This is a genomic window from Streptomyces sp. CBMA291, assembly GCF_014596525.1.
GTDB lineage: Bacteria > Actinomycetota > Actinomycetes > Streptomycetales > Streptomycetaceae > Streptomyces.
The window spans coordinates 20397-38576 of sequence record NZ_MSJP01000067.1; the positions used below are offsets into that span (position 1 = coordinate 20397).

The 18180-nt window shown below is 67.6% G+C and carries 27 protein-coding genes; 26 read left to right on the top strand and 1 reads right to left on the bottom strand.

Going from position 1 to position 18180, the window contains the following annotated elements:
• Positions 1 to 25 precede the first annotated feature (25 nt).
• From BU197_RS16915 to tuf, 5 genes are all read left to right on the top strand, one after another.
• Entirely contained in the window at positions 26 to 850 is an 825-nt protein-coding gene (locus BU197_RS16915) for a hypothetical protein (protein WP_188269130.1), read from the top strand.
• Between the two features lie 304 nt (positions 851 to 1154).
• A complete protein-coding gene (gene rpsL, locus BU197_RS16920; RefSeq protein ID WP_003948652.1) occupies positions 1155 to 1526 on the top strand; it encodes a 30S ribosomal protein S12 in 372 nt (123 codons plus the stop codon).
• 2 nt (positions 1527 to 1528) lie between these two features.
• Positions 1529 to 1999 (top strand): 30S ribosomal protein S7, encoded by a 471-nt coding sequence (gene rpsG / locus BU197_RS16925; RefSeq protein WP_015035567.1) that lies wholly within the window; start codon positions 1529 to 1531, stop codon positions 1997 to 1999.
• A 39-nt stretch (positions 2000 to 2038) separates the two neighbouring features.
• Positions 2039 to 4165: an elongation factor G gene (fusA, locus tag BU197_RS16930; protein ID WP_188269131.1), complete on the top strand. Its 2127-nt coding sequence runs from the start codon at positions 2039 to 2041 to the stop codon at positions 4163 to 4165.
• Positions 4166 to 4313: 148 nt separating this feature from the next.
• Positions 4314 to 5507, top strand: a complete 1194-nt coding sequence (gene tuf, locus BU197_RS16935) for an elongation factor Tu (RefSeq protein WP_188269132.1) — start codon at positions 4314 to 4316, stop codon at positions 5505 to 5507.
• Positions 5508 to 5678: 171 nt separating this feature from the next.
• Here tuf and BU197_RS16940 read toward each other — a convergent pair whose 3' ends face one another.
• Complete coding sequence (locus BU197_RS16940; RefSeq protein ID WP_188269133.1) at positions 5679 to 7661, bottom strand: PIG-L family deacetylase; 1983 nt, start codon at positions 7659 to 7661, stop codon at positions 5679 to 5681.
• Positions 7662 to 8440: 779 nt separating this feature from the next.
• Here BU197_RS16940 and rpsJ point away from each other — a divergent pair.
• The 21 genes from rpsJ to rplO all read left to right on the top strand — a co-directional run bounded on the left by rpsJ (position 8441) and on the right by rplO (position 18102).
• Positions 8441 to 8749: a 30S ribosomal protein S10 gene (rpsJ, locus tag BU197_RS16945; protein WP_003948644.1), complete on the top strand. Its 309-nt coding sequence runs from the start codon at positions 8441 to 8443 to the stop codon at positions 8747 to 8749.
• Positions 8750 to 8762: 13 nt separating this feature from the next.
• Positions 8763 to 9407, top strand: a complete 645-nt coding sequence (gene rplC / locus BU197_RS16950; RefSeq protein ID WP_188269134.1) for a 50S ribosomal protein L3 — start codon at positions 8763 to 8765, stop codon at positions 9405 to 9407.
• A gap of 7 nt (positions 9408 to 9414) precedes the next feature.
• A complete protein-coding gene (gene rplD, locus BU197_RS16955) occupies positions 9415 to 10065 on the top strand; it encodes a 50S ribosomal protein L4 (RefSeq protein ID WP_188269135.1) in 651 nt (216 codons plus the stop codon).
• Positions 10065 to 10388, top strand: a complete 324-nt coding sequence (gene rplW / locus BU197_RS16960) for a 50S ribosomal protein L23 (RefSeq protein WP_053646169.1) — start codon at positions 10065 to 10067, stop codon at positions 10386 to 10388. Before rplD ends, rplW begins: the two co-directional genes overlap by 1 nt.
• 40 nt (positions 10389 to 10428) lie before the next feature.
• Positions 10429 to 11265, top strand: a complete 837-nt coding sequence (gene rplB, locus BU197_RS16965; RefSeq protein ID WP_030318653.1) for a 50S ribosomal protein L2 — start codon at positions 10429 to 10431, stop codon at positions 11263 to 11265.
• 12 nt (positions 11266 to 11277) lie between these two features.
• The gene (gene rpsS / locus BU197_RS16970; RefSeq protein ID WP_015035577.1) at positions 11278 to 11559 is read left to right on the top strand and encodes a 30S ribosomal protein S19; all 282 of its coding nucleotides are present in this window, start codon (positions 11278 to 11280) and stop codon (positions 11557 to 11559) included.
• A gap of 42 nt (positions 11560 to 11601) precedes the next feature.
• Positions 11602 to 11949, top strand: a complete 348-nt coding sequence (rplV, locus tag BU197_RS16975; protein ID WP_004571827.1) for a 50S ribosomal protein L22 — start codon at positions 11602 to 11604, stop codon at positions 11947 to 11949.
• Positions 11949 to 12797, top strand: coding sequence for a 30S ribosomal protein S3 (gene rpsC / locus BU197_RS16980; RefSeq protein WP_033201982.1), 849 nt, complete (start codon positions 11949 to 11951; stop codon positions 12795 to 12797). Before rplV ends, rpsC begins: the two co-directional genes overlap by 1 nt.
• Before the next feature lie 5 nt (positions 12798 to 12802).
• Complete coding sequence (rplP, locus tag BU197_RS16985; protein WP_017239579.1) at positions 12803 to 13222, top strand: 50S ribosomal protein L16; 420 nt, start codon at positions 12803 to 12805, stop codon at positions 13220 to 13222.
• A complete protein-coding gene (rpmC, locus tag BU197_RS16990; protein WP_017239580.1) occupies positions 13222 to 13446 on the top strand; it encodes a 50S ribosomal protein L29 in 225 nt (74 codons plus the stop codon). Before rplP ends, rpmC begins: the two co-directional genes overlap by 1 nt.
• Positions 13446 to 13727, top strand: coding sequence for a 30S ribosomal protein S17 (gene rpsQ, locus BU197_RS16995; protein ID WP_030208995.1), 282 nt, complete (start codon positions 13446 to 13448; stop codon positions 13725 to 13727). Before rpmC ends, rpsQ begins: the two co-directional genes overlap by 1 nt.
• 106 nt (positions 13728 to 13833) lie before the next feature.
• On the top strand, positions 13834 to 14202 hold the full coding sequence (rplN, locus tag BU197_RS17000) for a 50S ribosomal protein L14 (RefSeq protein ID WP_003956455.1): 369 nt from the start codon (positions 13834 to 13836) through the stop codon (positions 14200 to 14202).
• A gap of 2 nt (positions 14203 to 14204) precedes the next feature.
• Positions 14205 to 14516 carry a 50S ribosomal protein L24 gene (gene rplX, locus BU197_RS17005; protein ID WP_015035583.1) on the top strand — a complete coding sequence of 104 codons (312 nt, stop codon included), beginning with the start codon at positions 14205 to 14207 and terminating at the stop codon, positions 14514 to 14516.
• A complete protein-coding gene (gene rplE / locus BU197_RS17010) occupies positions 14513 to 15070 on the top strand; it encodes a 50S ribosomal protein L5 (RefSeq protein ID WP_086024646.1) in 558 nt (185 codons plus the stop codon). Before rplX ends, rplE begins: the two co-directional genes overlap by 4 nt.
• 5 nt (positions 15071 to 15075) lie before the next feature.
• Positions 15076 to 15261 (top strand): type Z 30S ribosomal protein S14, encoded by a 186-nt coding sequence (locus BU197_RS17015; RefSeq protein WP_003948630.1) that lies wholly within the window; start codon positions 15076 to 15078, stop codon positions 15259 to 15261.
• A gap of 206 nt (positions 15262 to 15467) precedes the next feature.
• Positions 15468 to 15866 (top strand): 30S ribosomal protein S8, encoded by a 399-nt coding sequence (gene rpsH / locus BU197_RS17020; RefSeq protein ID WP_030209003.1) that lies wholly within the window; start codon positions 15468 to 15470, stop codon positions 15864 to 15866.
• 21 nt (positions 15867 to 15887) lie between these two features.
• Positions 15888 to 16427 (top strand): 50S ribosomal protein L6, encoded by a 540-nt coding sequence (rplF, locus tag BU197_RS17025; protein ID WP_188269136.1) that lies wholly within the window; start codon positions 15888 to 15890, stop codon positions 16425 to 16427.
• A gap of 3 nt (positions 16428 to 16430) precedes the next feature.
• Complete coding sequence (gene rplR / locus BU197_RS17030) at positions 16431 to 16814, top strand: 50S ribosomal protein L18 (protein WP_015035587.1); 384 nt, start codon at positions 16431 to 16433, stop codon at positions 16812 to 16814.
• A gap of 46 nt (positions 16815 to 16860) precedes the next feature.
• On the top strand, positions 16861 to 17463 hold the full coding sequence (rpsE, locus tag BU197_RS17035; protein ID WP_015035588.1) for a 30S ribosomal protein S5: 603 nt from the start codon (positions 16861 to 16863) through the stop codon (positions 17461 to 17463).
• Complete coding sequence (gene rpmD, locus BU197_RS17040; protein WP_015035589.1) at positions 17463 to 17645, top strand: 50S ribosomal protein L30; 183 nt, start codon at positions 17463 to 17465, stop codon at positions 17643 to 17645. Before rpsE ends, rpmD begins: the two co-directional genes overlap by 1 nt.
• A gap of 1 nt (position 17646) precedes the next feature.
• Positions 17647 to 18102, top strand: coding sequence for a 50S ribosomal protein L15 (gene rplO, locus BU197_RS17045; RefSeq protein WP_188269137.1), 456 nt, complete (start codon positions 17647 to 17649; stop codon positions 18100 to 18102).
• Positions 18103 to 18180: the final 78 nt, after the last annotated feature.

Here is an 18180-nt window from a genome sequence, read left to right on the forward strand (position 1 = left end):
TCGCCACCCGCCCCAGGAGCCGCCCGTGTCCGCCCGACCCCGTCTGCTCTACGTCACCGACCTCGCCTACCCGGCCAGGGGACGCCGGTACGGGGACGAGGACACCTGGCTCACCGCCCGCCTCCGGGAGGGCTTCGACCTGGCCCTCTGCCACCCGCTGGACGCGACGGCGCTGATGGACTCCTTCGACGCCGTCGTCGTCCGCAACAGCGGGCCCGTCCTGGCCTACCGGGAGGCCTACGAGGAGTTCCGGGCCACCGCGCTGGCCCGGGGCACCCGCGTCTACAACCCGCTGCACGGACGCGGCGACATGGCCGGCAAGCAGTACCTCCTGGACCTCACCCGGGCCGGGTACCCGGTGATACCCACCGTCGACCGGGCGGCCGACCTGCCCTCGCTGCCCCCGGCGGAGGCGTACGCGGTCAAGCCGAGGGACGGCGCCGACTCGCTGGGCCTGCGCTTCCTGCCCCGGGAGGAACTGACCGGGCTCGACCTGACGGGACTGCTCGTCCAGCCGAGGATCGACTTCCGCCACGAGGTGTCGTTCTACTACGTGGACGACCGCTTCCAGTACGCCCTGTACGCCCCCGATCCGGGCCGCCGCTGGGTCCTTGAGCCGTACGGACCGGACGCGGCGGACCTCGCCTTCGCCCGCCGCTTCCTCGACTGGAACACCCTCGACCACGGGGTCCAGCGGGTCGACGCCTGCCGGGCGCCCGGGGGAGAGCTGCTCCTGGTCGAACTGGAGGACCTGAATCCGTATCTCTCCCTGGATCTGGTGCCGGGGGAGACCCGGGAGCGGTTCGTCGCCGAGTTGCGGGACTCGCTGCTCCGTTTTCTGGCAGGGTGACCGGGGAGATACGTTCCGTCGCCGGTCCGGCGCGCCGAGGTCGGTGTGGCGCACATCGCTGACCTGCGCGTGGGCATTTGTTTTGACCGGAGTCCATGCGATAGGTACGCTCATGCCTTGTGCCTGGGGTGTGCCTGGGCTCGCGTGCGTGTCTTCAACCGCACCGCGAGTCCGATACGGGCCACCGCGATCCGCGCCCGTTCCGTCTCTGGCGGCGGGAAGCGCGATTCGACACACCCGACCGCGTGGGTCGGAGAGTGTTCCAGGTTAGTTTTACCGACGGCACACAGAAACCGGAGAAGTAGTGCCTACGATCCAGCAGCTGGTCCGTAAGGGCCGGCAGGACAAGGTCGAGAAGAACAAGACGCCCGCACTTGAGGGTTCCCCTCAGCGCCGCGGCGTCTGCACGCGTGTGTTCACGACCACCCCGAAGAAGCCGAACTCGGCGCTCCGTAAGGTCGCGCGTGTGCGTCTGACCTCCGGCATCGAGGTCACGGCCTACATCCCGGGTGAGGGTCACAACCTGCAGGAGCACTCCATCGTGCTCGTGCGCGGTGGCCGTGTGAAGGACCTGCCGGGTGTTCGTTACAAGATCATCCGCGGTTCCCTCGACACGCAGGGCGTCAAGAACCGTAAGCAGGCTCGCAGCCGCTACGGCGCCAAGAAGGAGAAGTAAGAATGCCTCGTAAGGGCCCCGCCCCGAAGCGCCCGGTCATCATCGACCCGGTCTACAGCTCTCCTCTTGTCACCTCGCTGATCAACAAGATCCTGCTGGACGGCAAGCGTTCCACCGCCGAGCGCATCGTGTACGGCGCCATGGAGGGTCTTCGCGAGAAGACCGGCCAGGACCCGGTCATCACGCTGAAGCGCGCGCTTGAGAACGTCAAGCCGGCCCTTGAGGTCAAGTCCCGCCGTGTCGGTGGCGCCACCTACCAGGTGCCGATCGAGGTCAAGCCGGGCCGCGCGTCCACGCTGGCCCTCCGCTGGCTCGTCGGTTACTCCCGCGCCCGTCGCGAGAAGACCATGACCGAGCGCCTCATGAACGAGCTCCTCGACGCCTCGAACGGGCTCGGAGCCGCGGTCAAGAAGCGCGAGGACACGCACAAGATGGCCGAGTCCAACAAGGCCTTCGCGCACTACCGCTGGTAGTCGCAACCCACATCGAGACCGAGAGAAGACTGAAGCCTTATGGCTACCACTTCGCTTGACCTGGCCAAGGTGCGCAACATCGGCATCATGGCCCACATCGACGCGGGCAAGACGACCACCACCGAGCGCATCCTGTTCTACACCGGTGTCTCTTACAAGATCGGTGAAGTCCACGACGGCGCTGCCACGATGGACTGGATGGAGCAGGAGCAGGAGCGCGGCATCACGATCACGTCTGCCGCGACGACCTGCCACTGGACGCTCGAAGACGTCGATCACACGATCAACATCATCGACACGCCGGGTCACGTCGACTTCACCGTCGAGGTGGAGCGTTCGCTGCGCGTGCTCGACGGTGCTGTCACCGTGTTCGACGGTGTGGCCGGCGTCGAGCCCCAGTCCGAGACCGTCTGGCGACAGGCGGACCGCTACGGCGTTCCGCGTATCTGCTTCGTCAACAAGCTCGACCGCACCGGCGCCGACTTCCTGCGCTGCGTCGACATGATCGTGAACCGCCTTGGCGCGACCCCGATCGTGATGCAGCTCCCGATCGGTGCCGAGGCCGACTTCCAGGGCGTCATCGACCTCGTCCGCATGAAGGCCCTGGTGTACTCCGCCGAGGCCTCCAAGGGCGAGATGTACGACGTCGTCGACATCCCGGCCGACCTCGCGGAGCTGGCCGAGGAGTACCGCGGCAAGCTCGTCGAGGCCGTCGCCGAGAACGACGAAGAGGTCATGGAGCTGTTCCTGGAGGGCGTCGAGCCCACCGAGGAGCAGCTGTACGCCGCCGTGCGTCGTATCACCATCGCCTCCGGCAAGGGCGGCGAGACCACGGTCACCCCCGTGTTCTGTGGCACCGCGTTCAAGAACAAGGGCATCCAGCCCCTGCTCGACGCTGTCGTCCGCTACCTGCCGTCGCCCCTGGACGTCGAGGCCATCGAGGGCCAGGACGTCAAGGACGCGGACGTCGTCGTGAAGCGCAAGCCGTCCGACGACGAGCCGCTGTCGGCCCTCGCGTTCAAGATCGCGAGCGACCCGCACCTCGGCAAGCTCACCTTCGTCCGGATCTACTCCGGTCGCCTGGAGGCCGGCACCTCGGTGCTGAACTCCGTCAAGGGCAAGAAGGAGCGCATCGGCAAGATCTACCGCATGCACGCGAACAAGCGTGAGGAGATCGACTCGGTGGGCGCCGGCGACATCATCGCCGTCATGGGCCTGAAGCAGACCACCACCGGTGAGACGCTGTGCGACGAGAAGAACCCGGTGATCCTGGAGTCCATGGACTTCCCGGCGCCGGTCATCCAGGTCGCGATCGAGCCCAAGTCCAAGGGTGACCAGGAGAAGCTGGGTGTCGCCATCCAGCGTCTCGCGGAGGAGGACCCCTCCTTCCAGGTGCACTCGGACGAGGAGACCGGCCAGACCATCATCGGTGGCATGGGCGAGCTTCACCTCGACATCCTCGTCGACCGTATGCGTCGCGAGTTCAAGGTCGAGGCGAACGTCGGCAAGCCGCAGGTCGCGTACCGCGAGACGATCCGCAAGACCGTCGAGCGCGTGGACTACACCCACAAGAAGCAGACCGGTGGTACCGGTCAGTTCGCCAAGGTGCAGATCGCGATCGAGCCGATCGAGGGTGGCGACGCCTCCTACGAGTTCGTGAACAAGGTCACCGGTGGCCGCATCCCGAAGGAGTACATCCCTTCGGTCGACGCGGGTGCGCAGGAGGCCATGCAGTTCGGCATCCTGGCCGGCTACGAGATGACTGGCGTCCGCGTCATCCTTCTCGACGGTGGCTACCACGAGGTCGACTCCTCCGAGCTCGCGTTCAAGATCGCCGGTTCGCAGGCCTTCAAGGAGGCCGCGCGGAAGGCTTCGCCGGTCATCCTCGAGCCCATGATGTCCGTCGAGGTCACCACGCCCGAGGACTACATGGGTGAGGTCATCGGCGACATCAACTCCCGCCGTGGCCAGATTCAGGCCATGGAGGAGCGCAGCGGCGCTCGCGTCGTGAAGGGCCTCGTGCCCCTCTCGGAGATGTTCGGCTACGTCGGAGACCTCCGCAGCAAGACCTCGGGTCGCGCAAGCTACTCGATGCAGTTCGACTCCTACGCCGAGGTTCCGCGGAACGTCGCCGAGGAGATCATCGCGAAGGCCAAGGGCGAGTAACTCTTCCGAGTACACGCTTTAGGCTTGACACCAGTCGTCGGGGCTCGCCCCCGAAACCCGAGGAACGGGCCCCGGCGACTGGCATCCCAGCAAAGATCACCTGGCGCCGATGAAGCAAGGCGTTCAGAACCACTCCAGGAGGACCCCAGTGGCGAAGGCGAAGTTCGAGCGGACTAAGCCGCACGTCAACATCGGCACCATCGGTCACATTGACCACGGTAAGACGACCCTCACGGCCGCCATTACCAAGGTGCTGCACGACGCGTACCCGGACCTGAACGAGGCCTCGGCCTTCGACCAGATCGACAAGGCTCCCGAGGAGCGCCAGCGCGGTATCACGATCTCGATCGCGCACGTCGAGTACCAGACTGAGCAGCGTCACTACGCTCACGTCGACTGCCCCGGTCACGCCGACTACATCAAGAACATGATCACGGGTGCGGCGCAGATGGACGGCGCCATCCTCGTGGTCGCCGCCACCGACGGCCCGATGCCGCAGACCAAGGAGCACGTGCTCCTGGCCCGCCAGGTCGGCGTTCCGTACATCGTCGTCGCCCTGAACAAGGCCGACATGGTGGACGACGAGGAGATCCTGGAGCTCGTCGAGCTCGAGGTTCGTGAGCTCCTCTCCGAGTACGAGTTCCCGGGCGACGACCTGCCGGTCGTCCGCGTCTCGGCGCTCAAGGCTCTCGAGGGCGACAAGGAGTGGGGCGAGAAGCTCCTCGGCCTCATGCACGCCGTCGACGAGTCGATCCCGCAGCCCGAGCGCGATGTCGACAAGCCGTTCCTGATGCCGATCGAGGACGTCTTCACGATCACCGGTCGTGGCACCGTCGTCACCGGTCGTATCGAGCGTGGTGTCCTCAAGGTCAACGAGACCGTCGACATCATCGGCATCAAGACCGAGAAGACCACCACCACGGTCACCGGCATCGAGATGTTCCGCAAGCTGCTCGACGAGGGCCAGGCCGGTGAGAACGTCGGTCTGCTCCTCCGTGGCATCAAGCGCGAGGATGTCGAGCGCGGCCAGGTCATCATCAAGCCGGGTTCGGTTACGCCGCACACCAGCTTCGAGGCCCAGGCCTACATCCTGTCGAAGGACGAGGGTGGCCGTCACACCCCGTTCTTCAACAACTACCGCCCGCAGTTCTACTTCCGTACCACGGACGTGACCGGCGTCGTGACCCTCCCCGAGGGCACCGAGATGGTCATGCCGGGCGACAACACCTCCATGACCGTCGAGCTGATCCAGCCCGTCGCCATGGAGGAGGGCCTGAAGTTCGCCATCCGTGAGGGTGGCCGGACCGTCGGCGCCGGCCAGGTCGTCAAGATCAACGCCTGATCTTGAACTGACCTGGTGGCTCGCAGGAGCCGCTGAGCAGTAAGGAGAGGCCCCGCACCGAAAGGTGCGGGGCCTCTTCGCGTACCCGGGGACCGGCCGCGTGTGTGCCTGGGGACCGGCCGCGTGCGGGCCCGGGGGCCGTCCGCCGTCCGGAGCCCGTCCCTCCCCGGGTCAGGACGGGCGCCAGCTCCAGGGCTGGGCGTCGGGGCCGAGGGCCACCACCGTCGCCCCCCGCCCGTCCAGGTGCAGCGCGGGAACCGCCGCCGAGGGCGTGCCCGTACGGCTCCGCAGCCGGTCCCCGGTCCGCAGCCGCACCCTGCCGTCCTCCCCGGTGCCGAGCAGGACCGTGCCGGGACCCGCCGCCCGCGCGGCGACCACCTCGCCGAAGCCGTCGAGCCCGGCGTCCCCCTCCGGCCCGAGGAGCGCGGCGGAGGCGGGCGGCCGGTAGTACAGGGCGCCCCCGGCCGAGGCCACCGCGGACCCCGAGAGCGGCAGCCGCCCCGGCGCGGCCGCCCCGTCCACCCAGTGCCGTACGGCCTCGGCACCGGCCGCGTACACATGGACCCGGCCCGGCCCGTCGACCGAGACCGCGAGACCGTCCTGGACCGGGCCCTTCCCCGGGAGGACCCGCCACGGGCCCCAGCCGCCGTCGGCCGCCCGGACCCGGGTGGCGACCTCCCGGTCCGCGTTCCGTACGAAGAGGTGCACCCGGCCGTCGGGGGCCAGGACCGCCACCGGGGCGCCGACCCGGCGTCCCCGGTCGTCCTCCCGCTCCGGGTTCCCCAGGCCCCGCCAGGCCAGGAACGGGCCGCCGGGGGAGCGCTGCTCCAGGAGCACCAGCTCGCGCCGGTTCGGCCCGCCGTGTCCGTCGAGCGCGGCGAACCGCACCCCGAAGAGCAGCAGCCGCCCGTCCGCCGTCACCGCCGAGCCGAGCGCGGGCGCCAGCGGGCCGCCGCCCAGGTCCTCCGGCTCCTCCCAGACGCCGGGCGCCGACTCGCGCCAGCGGACCGCGCGAAGCCCGAGCACCCCGTACGCCGTGAGCCGCCCGTCCGGTCCGGTCAGCGGCACCGGGCCCGCGCCCGGCCAGCGGTGGTGGGTGGAGCGGACCCAGCCCTTGCGGTTGGTGAGCGGCCGGTCGCCGCCGACGCCGTAGTCGCCGCAGCCGGAGGGGTTCCCGCAGGCCCAGGACGGGTCGCCGCCGTACGGGACGAGCCGGGCGGCCTTCTCACGGAGGGTGCGGGGCGGGAGGTTCTTCGGCCAGTGCCGGTTGTAGTACCCCCGGAAGGCGGTGACCGTGAACGCCGGGACGGGCCCGCCGCCCTCGACCGCCTCCGTCACCCAGCGGATCAGCGCCGCCCAGGTGAAGCAGGCGGTCGCGGTGTGGTCGCCGTGGTCCGAGTAGCCCGGCTGTTCGGAGTCCCGGCCCCGGGTCGCGTCGTCGCTGTGCTGTACGTCCGGATCGGGGTCGAGGGTGTGCACCACCGTCGGCCGGTAGCGGCCGAGCAGCCAGGCGAGGACCGCCACCAGACCGTCGTAGTCGTAGCCGGCCGAGCGGGTCACCGGGGAACCGGCCGAGCGGTGGGTGGGCAGTTCGAGGGCCCGGTCGTGCCAGAGCGCGGGCAGCGCCATGTACCGGCGGGCGGTGTGCATGGGCAGGTCGAGGAAGACCAGCTCGACCCGGCGGGCGCCGTGCGCGAGGACGTCGACCTCCGCCTTCCGGCCCCCGGGCAGCGCGAGCGCCTCCCGCCGCCAGGGCGTGAAGAGGGGCAGCCCGAGCGCCGCCGCGTACGACTGGCGCAGTCCCTGGTGGCGTGCGGAGGAGTAGGCGGCCCGGTCCGGGGGAGTCTCCGGCATCCCGGCGATCCGGTTCCGGCCGGTGTGCTCGCCCGCCGTGACGTACACCGAGACCAGCGGGACCCCGGCGTCGAGCAGCCGACGGCTGTCGGGGTTCATGAAGTACAGGTCGTCGTCCGGGTGCGCGGAGAACTGCATGAGCAGCGCGCGCCGGGCCCGTGCCGAGGCGATCGGCCTGCCGGGCGCGGGATCGGCGGTTGGCGCGGTCCTGCGCGGCTCGGGGACGGAGCACCCGGCGGCGACCGGGAGGACCGCGAGAGCGGCGGCGAGGAGCGTCCGGCGGCGGGGGGCTGAGGTCATGTGCGCGGTCCGTCCCTCGGGTCGGCGGTCCTCGGTACGCGGGTACGTGTGGGTACGCGCTGCCCGGTACTCGGCAAGACGGGGATCCGGCGCCGTCGGTTGTGTGCGGTACGGGACCGGGGGAGGGGCGGTCCTCCGGCGCGGGTCCCGGTACGGGCTTCGGCGCGGTCCCTGGAGCGGTCCCTGGCTCGGTCCTCGGTGCGGTCCTCGGTGCGGTCCTCCGGCGCGGTCCTCGGTGCGGCCCGAGGGGGCCGGGGCGGGAGCCCGGGGGAGGGGCGTGCGGGGCCCGAAAAGCCCGGCGCGTGGCGCTCGGAGCGGGGGCGGGAGGCCGGTCCGGGGGCCGGGTCGCGGTGCGCCCCCGCGCATACCCATACGTGACGTGGGGTACAGTCTTCGACCCTGATTGGCGGCGGGAAGGCCCCGTATGGCAGACTAACGGGGTTGCTCGGTTGAGTGCCGATGCTGCGCGCCTCCCGTCGGGAGGACCGGAAGCGAGTCCCACAGTACTCGTCGTCCCTTTTCAGGGGCGGACGTACGGGAATCTTCTGGGAAGCGTCAGCGGGGTGCAGGCCAGGCACCCGGTGGGCCAATGGAGACAGTGCAGCCGCCCCCGGCCTGCGGTCATGGCGACCGCGCCCCCTTGGTTGGGAAGTCCTCAGGGACTTTCGCGTAGAGGGAGCGCGACACGCCCGACCGCGTGGGTCGGAGGAGAGGGCACGTTTCCGGAAGTACGGCCCCCGGGTCCCAGAGCGTTACGAGACAAAGGACTACTAGTAGCCATGGCGGGACAGAAGATCCGCATCCGGCTCAAGGCCTACGACCACGAGGTCATCGACTCCTCGGCGAAGAAGATCGTCGAGACGGTGACCCGCACTGGTGCGTCGGTCGCGGGCCCGGTGCCGCTGCCCACTGAGAAGAACGTGTACTGCGTCATCAAGTCGCCGCACAAGTACAAGGACTCGCGCGAGCACTTCGAGATGCGCACGCACAAGCGCCTCATCGACATCCTCGACCCCACGCCGAAGACGGTTGACTCGCTGATGCGTCTCGACCTGCCGGCGGGCGTCGACATCGAGATCAAGCTCTGAGGTGACGCGCGAGATGGCTAAGAACATCAAGGGCATCCTGGGCGAGAAGCTCGGCATGACGCAGGTCTGGGACGAGAACAACCGGGTCGTCCCGGTGACCGTCGTCAAGGCCGGCCCGAATGTCGTGACCCAGGTCCGTACGAACGACGTCGACGGCTACGAGTCGGTCCAGATCGCCTTCGGCGAGATCGACCCGCGCAAGGTGAACAAGCCCCTCAAGGGTCACTTCGCCAAGGCCGACGTCACCCCGCGCCGCCACCTGGTGGAGCTCCGCACCGCTGACGCCGCCGAGTACACGCTCGGCCAGGAGATCACCGCCGAGGTCTTCGAGGCCGGCGTGAAGGTCGACGTCACCGGTAAGAGCAAGGGCAAGGGCTTCGCCGGTGTCATGAAGCGCCACAACTTCCGTGGTGGCAAGGCTTCGCACGGTGCCCACCGCGTGCACCGCAAGCCCGGTTCCATCGGTGGCTGCGCCACTCCGGGCCGTGTCTTCAAGGGCATGCGCATGGCCGGTCGCATGGGCAACGAGCGTGTGACCACCCAGAACCTGACCGTCCACGCCGTTGACGCCGAGAAGGGTCTGCTGCTCATCAAGGGCGCCGTCCCCGGCCCGAACGGTGGCCTCGTCCTGGTCCGCACCGCGGCCAAGGGGGTTTGAGGAACCGATGAGCACCATTGACATCCTTTCGCCGGCAGGCGACAAGGCCGGGACCGTCGAGCTCCCCGCGGAGATCTTCGGCGCCAAGGTCAGCGTTCCGCTGATCCACCAGGTCGTCGTCGCGCAGCTGGCCGCGGCCCGTCAGGGCACGCACAAGACCAAGACCCGTGGCGAAGTCCGCGGTGGTGGCAAGAAGCCTTACCGCCAGAAGGGCACCGGCCGCGCCCGTCAGGGTTCGACCCGCGCCCCGCAGTTCGCCGGTGGTGGCGTCGTGCACGGCCCCGTGCCGCGTGACTACTCGCAGCGGACCCCGAAGAAGATGAAGGCCGCCGCCCTCCGCGGTGCCCTCTCGGACCGGGCGAACCACTCCCGCATCCACGTCGTCACCGGCGTGGTCGAGGGTGAGATCTCCACCAAGGCCGCGAAGACGCTGTTCGGCAAGATCTCGGAGCGCAAGAACGTGCTCCTGGTCGCCGAGCGTTCCGACGAGGCCGCGTGGCTGTCCGCTCGTAACCTGCCCCAGGTGCACATCCTGGAGCCGGGCCAGCTCAACACGTACGACGTGATCGTCTCCGACGACGTGGTCTTCACCAAGGCCGCCCTCGAGTCCTTCGTGTCTGGCCCCCAGACCGCTGAGACCGAAGGGAGCGACGCCTGATGAGCGAGGCCGTCGTCACCAGCAAGACCTTCTCGGACCCGCGCGACATTCTCGTCAAGCCGGTCGTCTCGGAGAAGAGCTACGCCCTGCTCGACGAGAACAAGTACACGTTCATCGTCGCGCCCGGCTCCAACAAGACCCAGATCAAGCAGGCCGTCGAGGCGGTCTTCTCGGTCAAGGTCACCGGGGTCAACACGATCAACCGCCAGGGTAAGCGCAAGCGCACCAAGGCCGGTTTCGGCAAGCGCAAGGACACCAAGCGCGCCATCGTGACCCTTGCTGAGGGCAACCGTATCGACATCTTCGGCGGTCCGACCGCCTAAGGGCGGTCTGGATCGTCCGGAATCGGACGAGGACTGAGAAATGGGAATCCGCAAGTACAAGCCGACTACGCCGGGCCGTCGTGGCTCCTCCGTAGCCGACTTCGTCGAGATCACGCGGTCCACGCCGGAGAAGTCGCTGGTTCGCCCCCTGCACAGCAAGGGCGGCCGTAACAACACCGGTCGGATCACCGTTCGCCACCAGGGTGGTGGACACAAGCGTGCCTACCGTGTGATCGACTTCCGTCGTCACGACAAGGACGGCGTGCCGGCCAAGGTCGCTCACATCGAGTACGACCCCAACCGCACCGCGCGCATCGCGCTGCTCCACTACGTGGACGGCGAGAAGCGCTACATCATCGCCCCCAAGGGTCTGACGCAGGGTGACCGCGTCGAGAACGGCCCCGGCGCTGACATCAAGCCCGGCAACAACCTGGCGCTCCGCAACATCCCGGTCGGTACCACGATCCACGCGATCGAGCTCCGTCCCGGTGGCGGCGCCAAGTTCGCCCGGTCGGCGGGTGCCTCCGTGCAGCTGCTGGCGAAGGAGGGCACGATGGCCCACCTTCGTATGCCTTCCGGCGAGATCCGGCTGGTCGACGCCCGCTGCCGCGCCACCATCGGCGAGGTCGGCAACGCCGAGCAGTCGAACATCAACTGGGGCAAGGCCGGACGTAAGCGCTGGCTGGGTGTTCGCCCGACCGTCCGCGGTGTGGCGATGAACCCGGTGGACCACCCGCACGGTGGTGGTGAGGGCAAGACCTCCGGTGGTCGCCACCCGGTCTCCCCGTGGGGTCAGAAGGAGGGTCGTACTCGTTCGCCGAAGAAGGCTTCGAGCAAGTACATCGTCCGCCGCCGCAAGACGAACAAGAAGCGCTAGGAGCGGGTTTAGATGCCGCGCAGTCTCAAGAAGGGACCCTTCGTCGACGGCCACCTCGTCAAGAAGGTGGACGCCCAGAACGAAGCCGGTACCAAGAACGTCATCAAGACCTGGTCCCGTCGCTCGATGATCATCCCGGCCATGCTCGGCCACACGATCGCGGTGCACAACGGCAAGACCCACATTCCGGTGTTTGTCACCGAGTCGATGGTCGGCCACAAGCTCGGCGAGTTCTCGCCGACGCGCACCTTCCGGGGTCACGTGAAGGACGACCGGAAGTCGAAGCGCCGCTAGTAGCGGGGTGGAATGACCATGACAGACACTGGAAGGACAACCATGGAAGCCAGGGCCCAGGCGCGGTACATCCGCGTCACGCCCATGAAGGCCCGCCGCGTGGTGGACCTTATCCGTGGCATGGACGCCACGGAGGCTCAGGCGGTCCTGCGTTTCGCCCCGCAGGCCGCGAGCGTGCCGGTTGGCAAGGTGCTGGACAGCGCCATCGCCAACGCTGCACACAACTACGACCACACGGACGCCTCTTCGCTGGTCATCAGCGAGGCGTACGTGGATGAGGGCCCGACCCTGAAGCGGTTCCGTCCGCGTGCTCAGGGCCGTGCCTACCGGATCCGTAAGCGGACCAGCCACATCACCGTGGTCGTCAGCAGCAAGGAAGGAACCCGGTAATGGGCCAGAAGGTTAACCCGCATGGGTTCCGGCTCGGCATCACCACGGACTTCAAGTCCCGTTGGTACGCCGACAAGCTGTACAAGGACTACGTCAAGGAAGACGTCGCCATCCGTCGGATGATGACGTCCGGCATGGAGCGCGCCGGCATCTCGAAGGTTGAGATCGAGCGCACCCGTGACCGCGTGCGGGTGGACATCCACACCGCGCGTCCCGGCATCGTCATCGGCCGCCGTGGCGCCGAGGCCGACCGCATCCGCGGCGACCTCGAGAAGCTCACGGGCAAGCAGGTCCAGCTGAACATCCTCGAGGTCAAGAACCCCGAGATGGACGCTCAGCTGGTCGCGCAGGCCGTTGCCGAGCAGCTCTCCTCCCGCGTCTCCTTCCGTCGTGCCATGCGCAAGAGCATGCAGGGCACGATGAAGGCCGGCGCCAAGGGCATCAAGATCCAGTGCGGCGGTCGTCTCGGCGGCGCCGAGATGTCCCGCTCGGAGTTCTACCGCGAGGGCCGTGTGCCCCTGCACACCCTCCGCGCGAACGTCGACTACGGCTTCTTCGAGGCCAAGACCACCTTCGGCCGCATCGGCGTGAAGGTCTGGATCTACAAGGGCGACGTCAAGAACATCGCCGAGGTCCGCGCCGAGAACGCCGCTGCCCGTGCGGGTAACCGCCCGGCCCGTGGCGCCGGCGCTGGCGACCGTCCCGCCGGCCGTGGTGGCCGCGGTGGCGAGCGTGGCGGCCGCGGCCGCAAGCCGCAGCAGCAGTCCGCGCCGGCTGCCGAGGCCCCCAAGGCCGAGGCTCCCGCCGCCGCTGCCGCTCCGGCTGAGAGCACCGGAACGGAGGCCTGACCGACATGCTGATCCCCCGTAGGGTCAAGCACCGCAAGCAGCACCACCCGAAGCGCTCCGGCGCGAGCAAGGGTGGCACGCAGGTTGCGTTCGGCGAGTACGGCATTCAGGCCCTCACGCCGGCGTACGTGACCAACCGCCAGATCGAGGCGGCTCGTATCGCGATGACCCGCCACATCAAGCGTGGCGGCAAGGTCTGGATCAACATCTACCCGGACCGCCCGCTGACGAAGAAGCCTGCCGAGACCCGCATGGGTTCCGGTAAGGGTTCTCCGGAGTGGTGGATCGCGAACGTCAAGCCGGGTCGGGTGATGTTCGAACTGTCCTACCCGAACGAGAAGATCGCGCGCGAGGCCCTGACCCGTGCGGCCCACAAGCTGCCGATGAAGTGCAAGATCGTGAAGCGCGAAGCAGGTGAGCTGTGATGTCGGCCGGTACCAAGGCGTCCGAGCTGCGCGAGCTGGGCAACGAGGAGCTTCTCAACAAGCTCCGCGAGGCCAAGGAAGAGCTGTTCAACCTCCGCTTCCAGGCGGCGACGGGTCAGCTCGAGAACCACGGCCGGCTCAAGTCCGTCCGTAAGGACATCGCCCGGATCTACACCCTGATGCGTGAGCGTGAGCTGGGCATCGAGACGGTGGAGAACGCCTGATGAGCGAGAGCAACGTGACTGAGAAGACCGAGCGCAACGCTCGCAAGGTCCGCGAGGGCCTGGTCGTCAGCGACAAGATGGACAAGACCGTCGTCGTCGCTGTCGAGGACCGCGTCAAGCACGCGCTGTACGGCAAGGTCATCCGCCGTACGAACAAGCTCAAGGCTCACGACGAGCAGAACGCCGCCGGCATCGGTGACCGCGTCCTCCTGATGGAGACGCGGAAGCTGTCCGCCACGAAGCACTGGCGCGTCGTCGAGATCCTCGAGAAGGCCAAGTAATTCTTGAAGGGGTAACCCTTCGAGTTCGTTCCGCCAGGCTCGGCGGAGGTGCGCTAGTCACTAGCGCACCTCCGCCGGGAACCGGCAGACAAATCAGGAGATAGACGTGATCCAGCAGGAGTCGCGACTGCGTGTCGCCGACAACACTGGTGCCAAGGAGATCCTTTGCATCCGTGTTCTCGGTGGCTCGGGTCGCCGCTACGCGGGCATCGGTGACGTCATCGTCGCCACCGTCAAGGACGCGATCCCCGGTGGCAACGTGAAGAAGGGTGACGTCGTCAAGGCGGTCATCGTTCGCACCGTCAAGGAGCGCCGCCGCCAGGACGGCTCGTACATCCGCTTCGACGAGAACGCCGCTGTCATTCTCAAGAACGACGGCGACCCTCGTGGCACCCGTATCTTCGGCCCGGTCGGCCGTGAGCTGCGCGAGAAGAAGTTCATGAAGATCATCTCGCTCGCGCCGGAGGTGCTGTAAGCATGAAGATCAAGAAGGGCGACCTGGTCCAGGTCATCACCGGTAAGGACAAGGGCAAGCAGGGCAAGGTCATCACGGCCTTCCCCCGTGAGAACCGCGTCCTGGTCGAGGGTGTCAACCGGGTCAAGAAGCACACCAAGGCCGGCCCGTCGCAGGCCGGTGGCATCGTCACGACCGAGGCTCCGGTCCACGTCTCCAACGTCCAGCTGGTCGTGGAGAAGGACGGCAAGAAGGTCGTCACGCGTGTCGGTTACCGCTTCGACGACGAGGGCAACAAGATCCGCGTTGCCAAGCGGACGGGTGAGGACATCTGATGGCTACCACCACTCCGCGTCTCAAGACGAAGTACCGCGAGGAGATCGCGGGCAAGCTGCGTGAGGAGTTCTCGTACGAGAACGTCATGCAGGTTCCCGGCCTCGTGAAGATCGTGGTCAACATGGGTGTCGGCGACGCCGCCCGTGACTCGAAGCTGATCGATGGCGCGATCCGCGACCTCACCACGATCACCGGTCAGAAGCCGGCCGTCACCAAGGCCCGCAAGTCCATCGCGCAGTTCAAGCTGCGCGAGGGTCAGCCGATCGGTGCTCACGTCACGCTCCGTGGCGACCGCATGTGGGAGTTCCTGGACCGCACCCTGTCGCTGGCGCTCCCGCGCATCCGCGACTTCCGCGGCCTGTCCCCCAAGCAGTTCGACGGCCGTGGCAACTACACCTTCGGTCTCACGGAGCAGGTCATGTTCCACGAGATCGACCAGGACAAGATCGACCGTGTCCGGGGTATGGACATCACCGTGGTGACCACGGCGACCAACGACGACGAGGGCCGTGCCCTTCTGCGTCACCTCGGCTTCCCGTTCAAGGAGGCGTAAGCGAGATGGCGAAGAAGGCTCTCATCGCGAAGGCTGCCCGCAAGCCCAAGTTCGGCGTGCGTGGCTACACGCGCTGCCAGCGCTGTGGTCGTCCCCACTCCGTGTACCGCAAGTTCGGCCTGTGCCGCGTGTGCCTTCGTGAGATGGCTCACCGTGGCGAGCTGCCGGGCGTGACCAAGAGCTCCTGGTAATTCCCTAGTTGGGATGACCGGAGTCTCTCGGTAAGCATTGGGTCGGCGGAGGCCCACCCCCGTATGCCTTAGGCTTGTGGGGTTGGGCGTCCGCCGCCCGTACGACTTACTACGCCGTAGGTCCCCGCGCCGCACCCGTCCCGCCCCTGTGTGGGGAGAGGGATGGCGCACCGGAAACCACGGCGAGAGAGGCCGAAGGCCAATTCATGACCATGACTGATCCGATCGCGGACATGCTGACTCGTCTGCGTAACGCGAACTCGGCATACCACGACACCGTGACGATGCCGCACAGCAAGATCAAGTCTCACATCGCGGAAATCCTCCAGCAGGAGGGCTTCATCACGGGCTGGAAGGTCGAGGACGCCGAGGTCGGCAAGAACCTCGTCCTCGAGCTCAAGTTCGGTCCGAACCGTGAGCGCTCCATCGCGGGCATCAAGCGGATCTCGAAGCCCGGTCTCCGGGTTTACGCGAAGTCCACCAACCTGCCGAAGGTCCTCGGCGGCCTGGGCGTGGCGATCATCTCCACGTCCCACGGTCTCCTGACCGGCCAGCAGGCAGGCAAGAAGGGCGTAGGTGGGGAAGTCCTCGCCTACGTCTGGTAGTCGGGAACGGAGGAATAGCTAATGTCGCGTATTGGCAAGCTGCCTATCCAGGTTCCCGCCGGCGTGGACGTCACCATCGATGGCCGCACGGTCACGGTCAAGGGTTCCAAGGGCTCCCTGACCCACACCGTCGCCGCGCCGATCGAGATCGTTAAGGGCGAGGACGGCGTTCTGAACGTCACCCGTCCGAACGACGAGCGTCAGAACAAGGCCCTTCACGGCCTGTCCCGCACGCTGGTGGCCAACATGATCACCGGTGTGACCCAGGGTTACGTGAAGGCGCTCGAGATCAGCGGTGTCGGTTACCGCGTGGCCGCGAAGGGCTCCGCTCTGGAGTTCCAGCTCGGCTACAGCCACTCGATCATGGTCGAGGCGCCCGAGGGCATCTCGTTCAAGGTCGAGTCGCCGACCAAGTTCTCGGTCGAGGGCATCGACAAGCAGAAGGTCGGCGAGGTCGCGGCGAACATCCGCAAGCTGCGGAAGCCCGACCCGTACAAGGCCAAGGGCGTCAAGTACGCCGGCGAGGTCATCCGCCGCAAGGTCGGAAAGGCTGGTAAGTAAGCCATGGCATACGGTGTGAAGATCGCCAAGGGCGACGCTTACAAGCGTGCCGCCAAGGCTCGCCGCCACATCCGCATCCGCAAGAACGTGTCGGGTACGGCGGAGCGTCCGCGCCTCGTCGTGACGCGTTCCAACCGCGGTATCACCGCTCAGGTCATCGACGACCTCAAGGGTCACACCCTGGCGTCGGCGTCGAACCTGGACGCGTCGATCCGCGGTGGCGAGGGTGACAAGTCCGCGCAGGCCAAGCAGGTCGGCGCCCTGGTCGCCGAGCGCGCCAAGGCCGCCGGTGTCGAGGCTGTCGTGTTCGACCGTGGTGGCAACAGGTACGCCGGGCGCATTGCCGCTCTGGCTGACGCCGCCCGCGAAGCCGGGCTGAAGTTCTAAGCCCCGGTTCCGGGACTAACGGACGTAACAGAGAGAGGTAAATCCAATGGCTGGACCCCAGCGCCGCGGAAGCGGTGCCGGTGGCGGCGAGCGGCGGGACCGGAAGGGCCGCGACGGTGGCGCTGCCGCCGAGAAGACCGCGTACGTTGAGCGCGTTGTCGCGATCAACCGCGTCGCCAAGGTTGTCAAGGGTGGTCGCCGCTTCAGCTTCACCGCGCTGGTCGTGGTGGGCGACGGTGACGGCACCGTAGGTGTCGGTTACGGCAAGGCCAAGGAAGTTCCCGCGGCCATCGCCAAGGGTGTCGAGGAAGCCAAGAAGAACTTCTTCAAGGTTCCCCGCATCCAGGGCACCATCCCTCACCCGATCCAGGGCGAGAAGGCCGCGGGCGTCGTCCTGCTCAAGCCGGCTTCCCCCGGTACCGGTGTTATCGCCGGTGGCCCGGTGCGCGCCGTGCTCGAGTGCGCCGGCGTTCACGACATCCTGTCGAAGTCGCTCGGCTCCGACAACGCGATCAACATCGTGCACGCGACCGTGGAGGCCCTGAAGGGCCTGCAGCGTCCCGAGGAGATCGCGGCTCGCCGTGGTCTGCCCCTCGAGGACGTCGCTCCCGCGGCTCTGCTCCGTGCGCGTGCCGGGGCGGGTGCGTAATGGCTCGCCTCAAGGTCACGCAGACGAAGTCGTACATCGGCAGCAAGCAGAACCACCGCGACACCCTGCGCTCGCTTGGCCTCAAGAAGGTCAACGACGTGGTTGTCAAGGAGGACCGCCCCGAGTTCCGCGGCATGGTGCACACCGTCCGCCACCTCGTGACGGTCGAGGAGGTTGACTGACATGGCGGAGAACAACCCGCTGAAGGCCCACAACCTCCGTCCCGCCCCGGGCGCCAAGACCGCCAAGACCCGTGTGGGTCGTGGTGAGGCGTCCAAGGGTAAGACGGCCGGTCGTGGTACCAAGGGTACGAAGGCCCGTTACCAGGTTCCGGAGCGCTTCGAGGGTGGCCAGATGCCCCTCCACATGCGTCTTCCGAAGCTGAAGGGCTTCAAGAACCCGTTCCGCACCGAGTACCAGGTCGTGAACCTGGACAAGCTGGCCGCGCTCTACCCGCAGGGTGGCGAGGTCACGGTGGCCGATCTGGTCGCCAAGGGCGCGGTTCGCAAGAACCAGCTCGTCAAGGTGCTCGGCACCGGCGAGGTCTCCGTGGCGCTTCAGGTGACGGTTGACGCCGTCTCCGGCTCCGCCAAGGAGAAGATCGCCGCCGCCGGTGGCACCGTCACCGAGCTCGTCTGAGCCCGGACTGACTGAAAAAGCCTGGCCGACTCCCTCACGGGAGTCGGCCAGGCTTTTTGTTTCCCTCGTTCTCGGGGT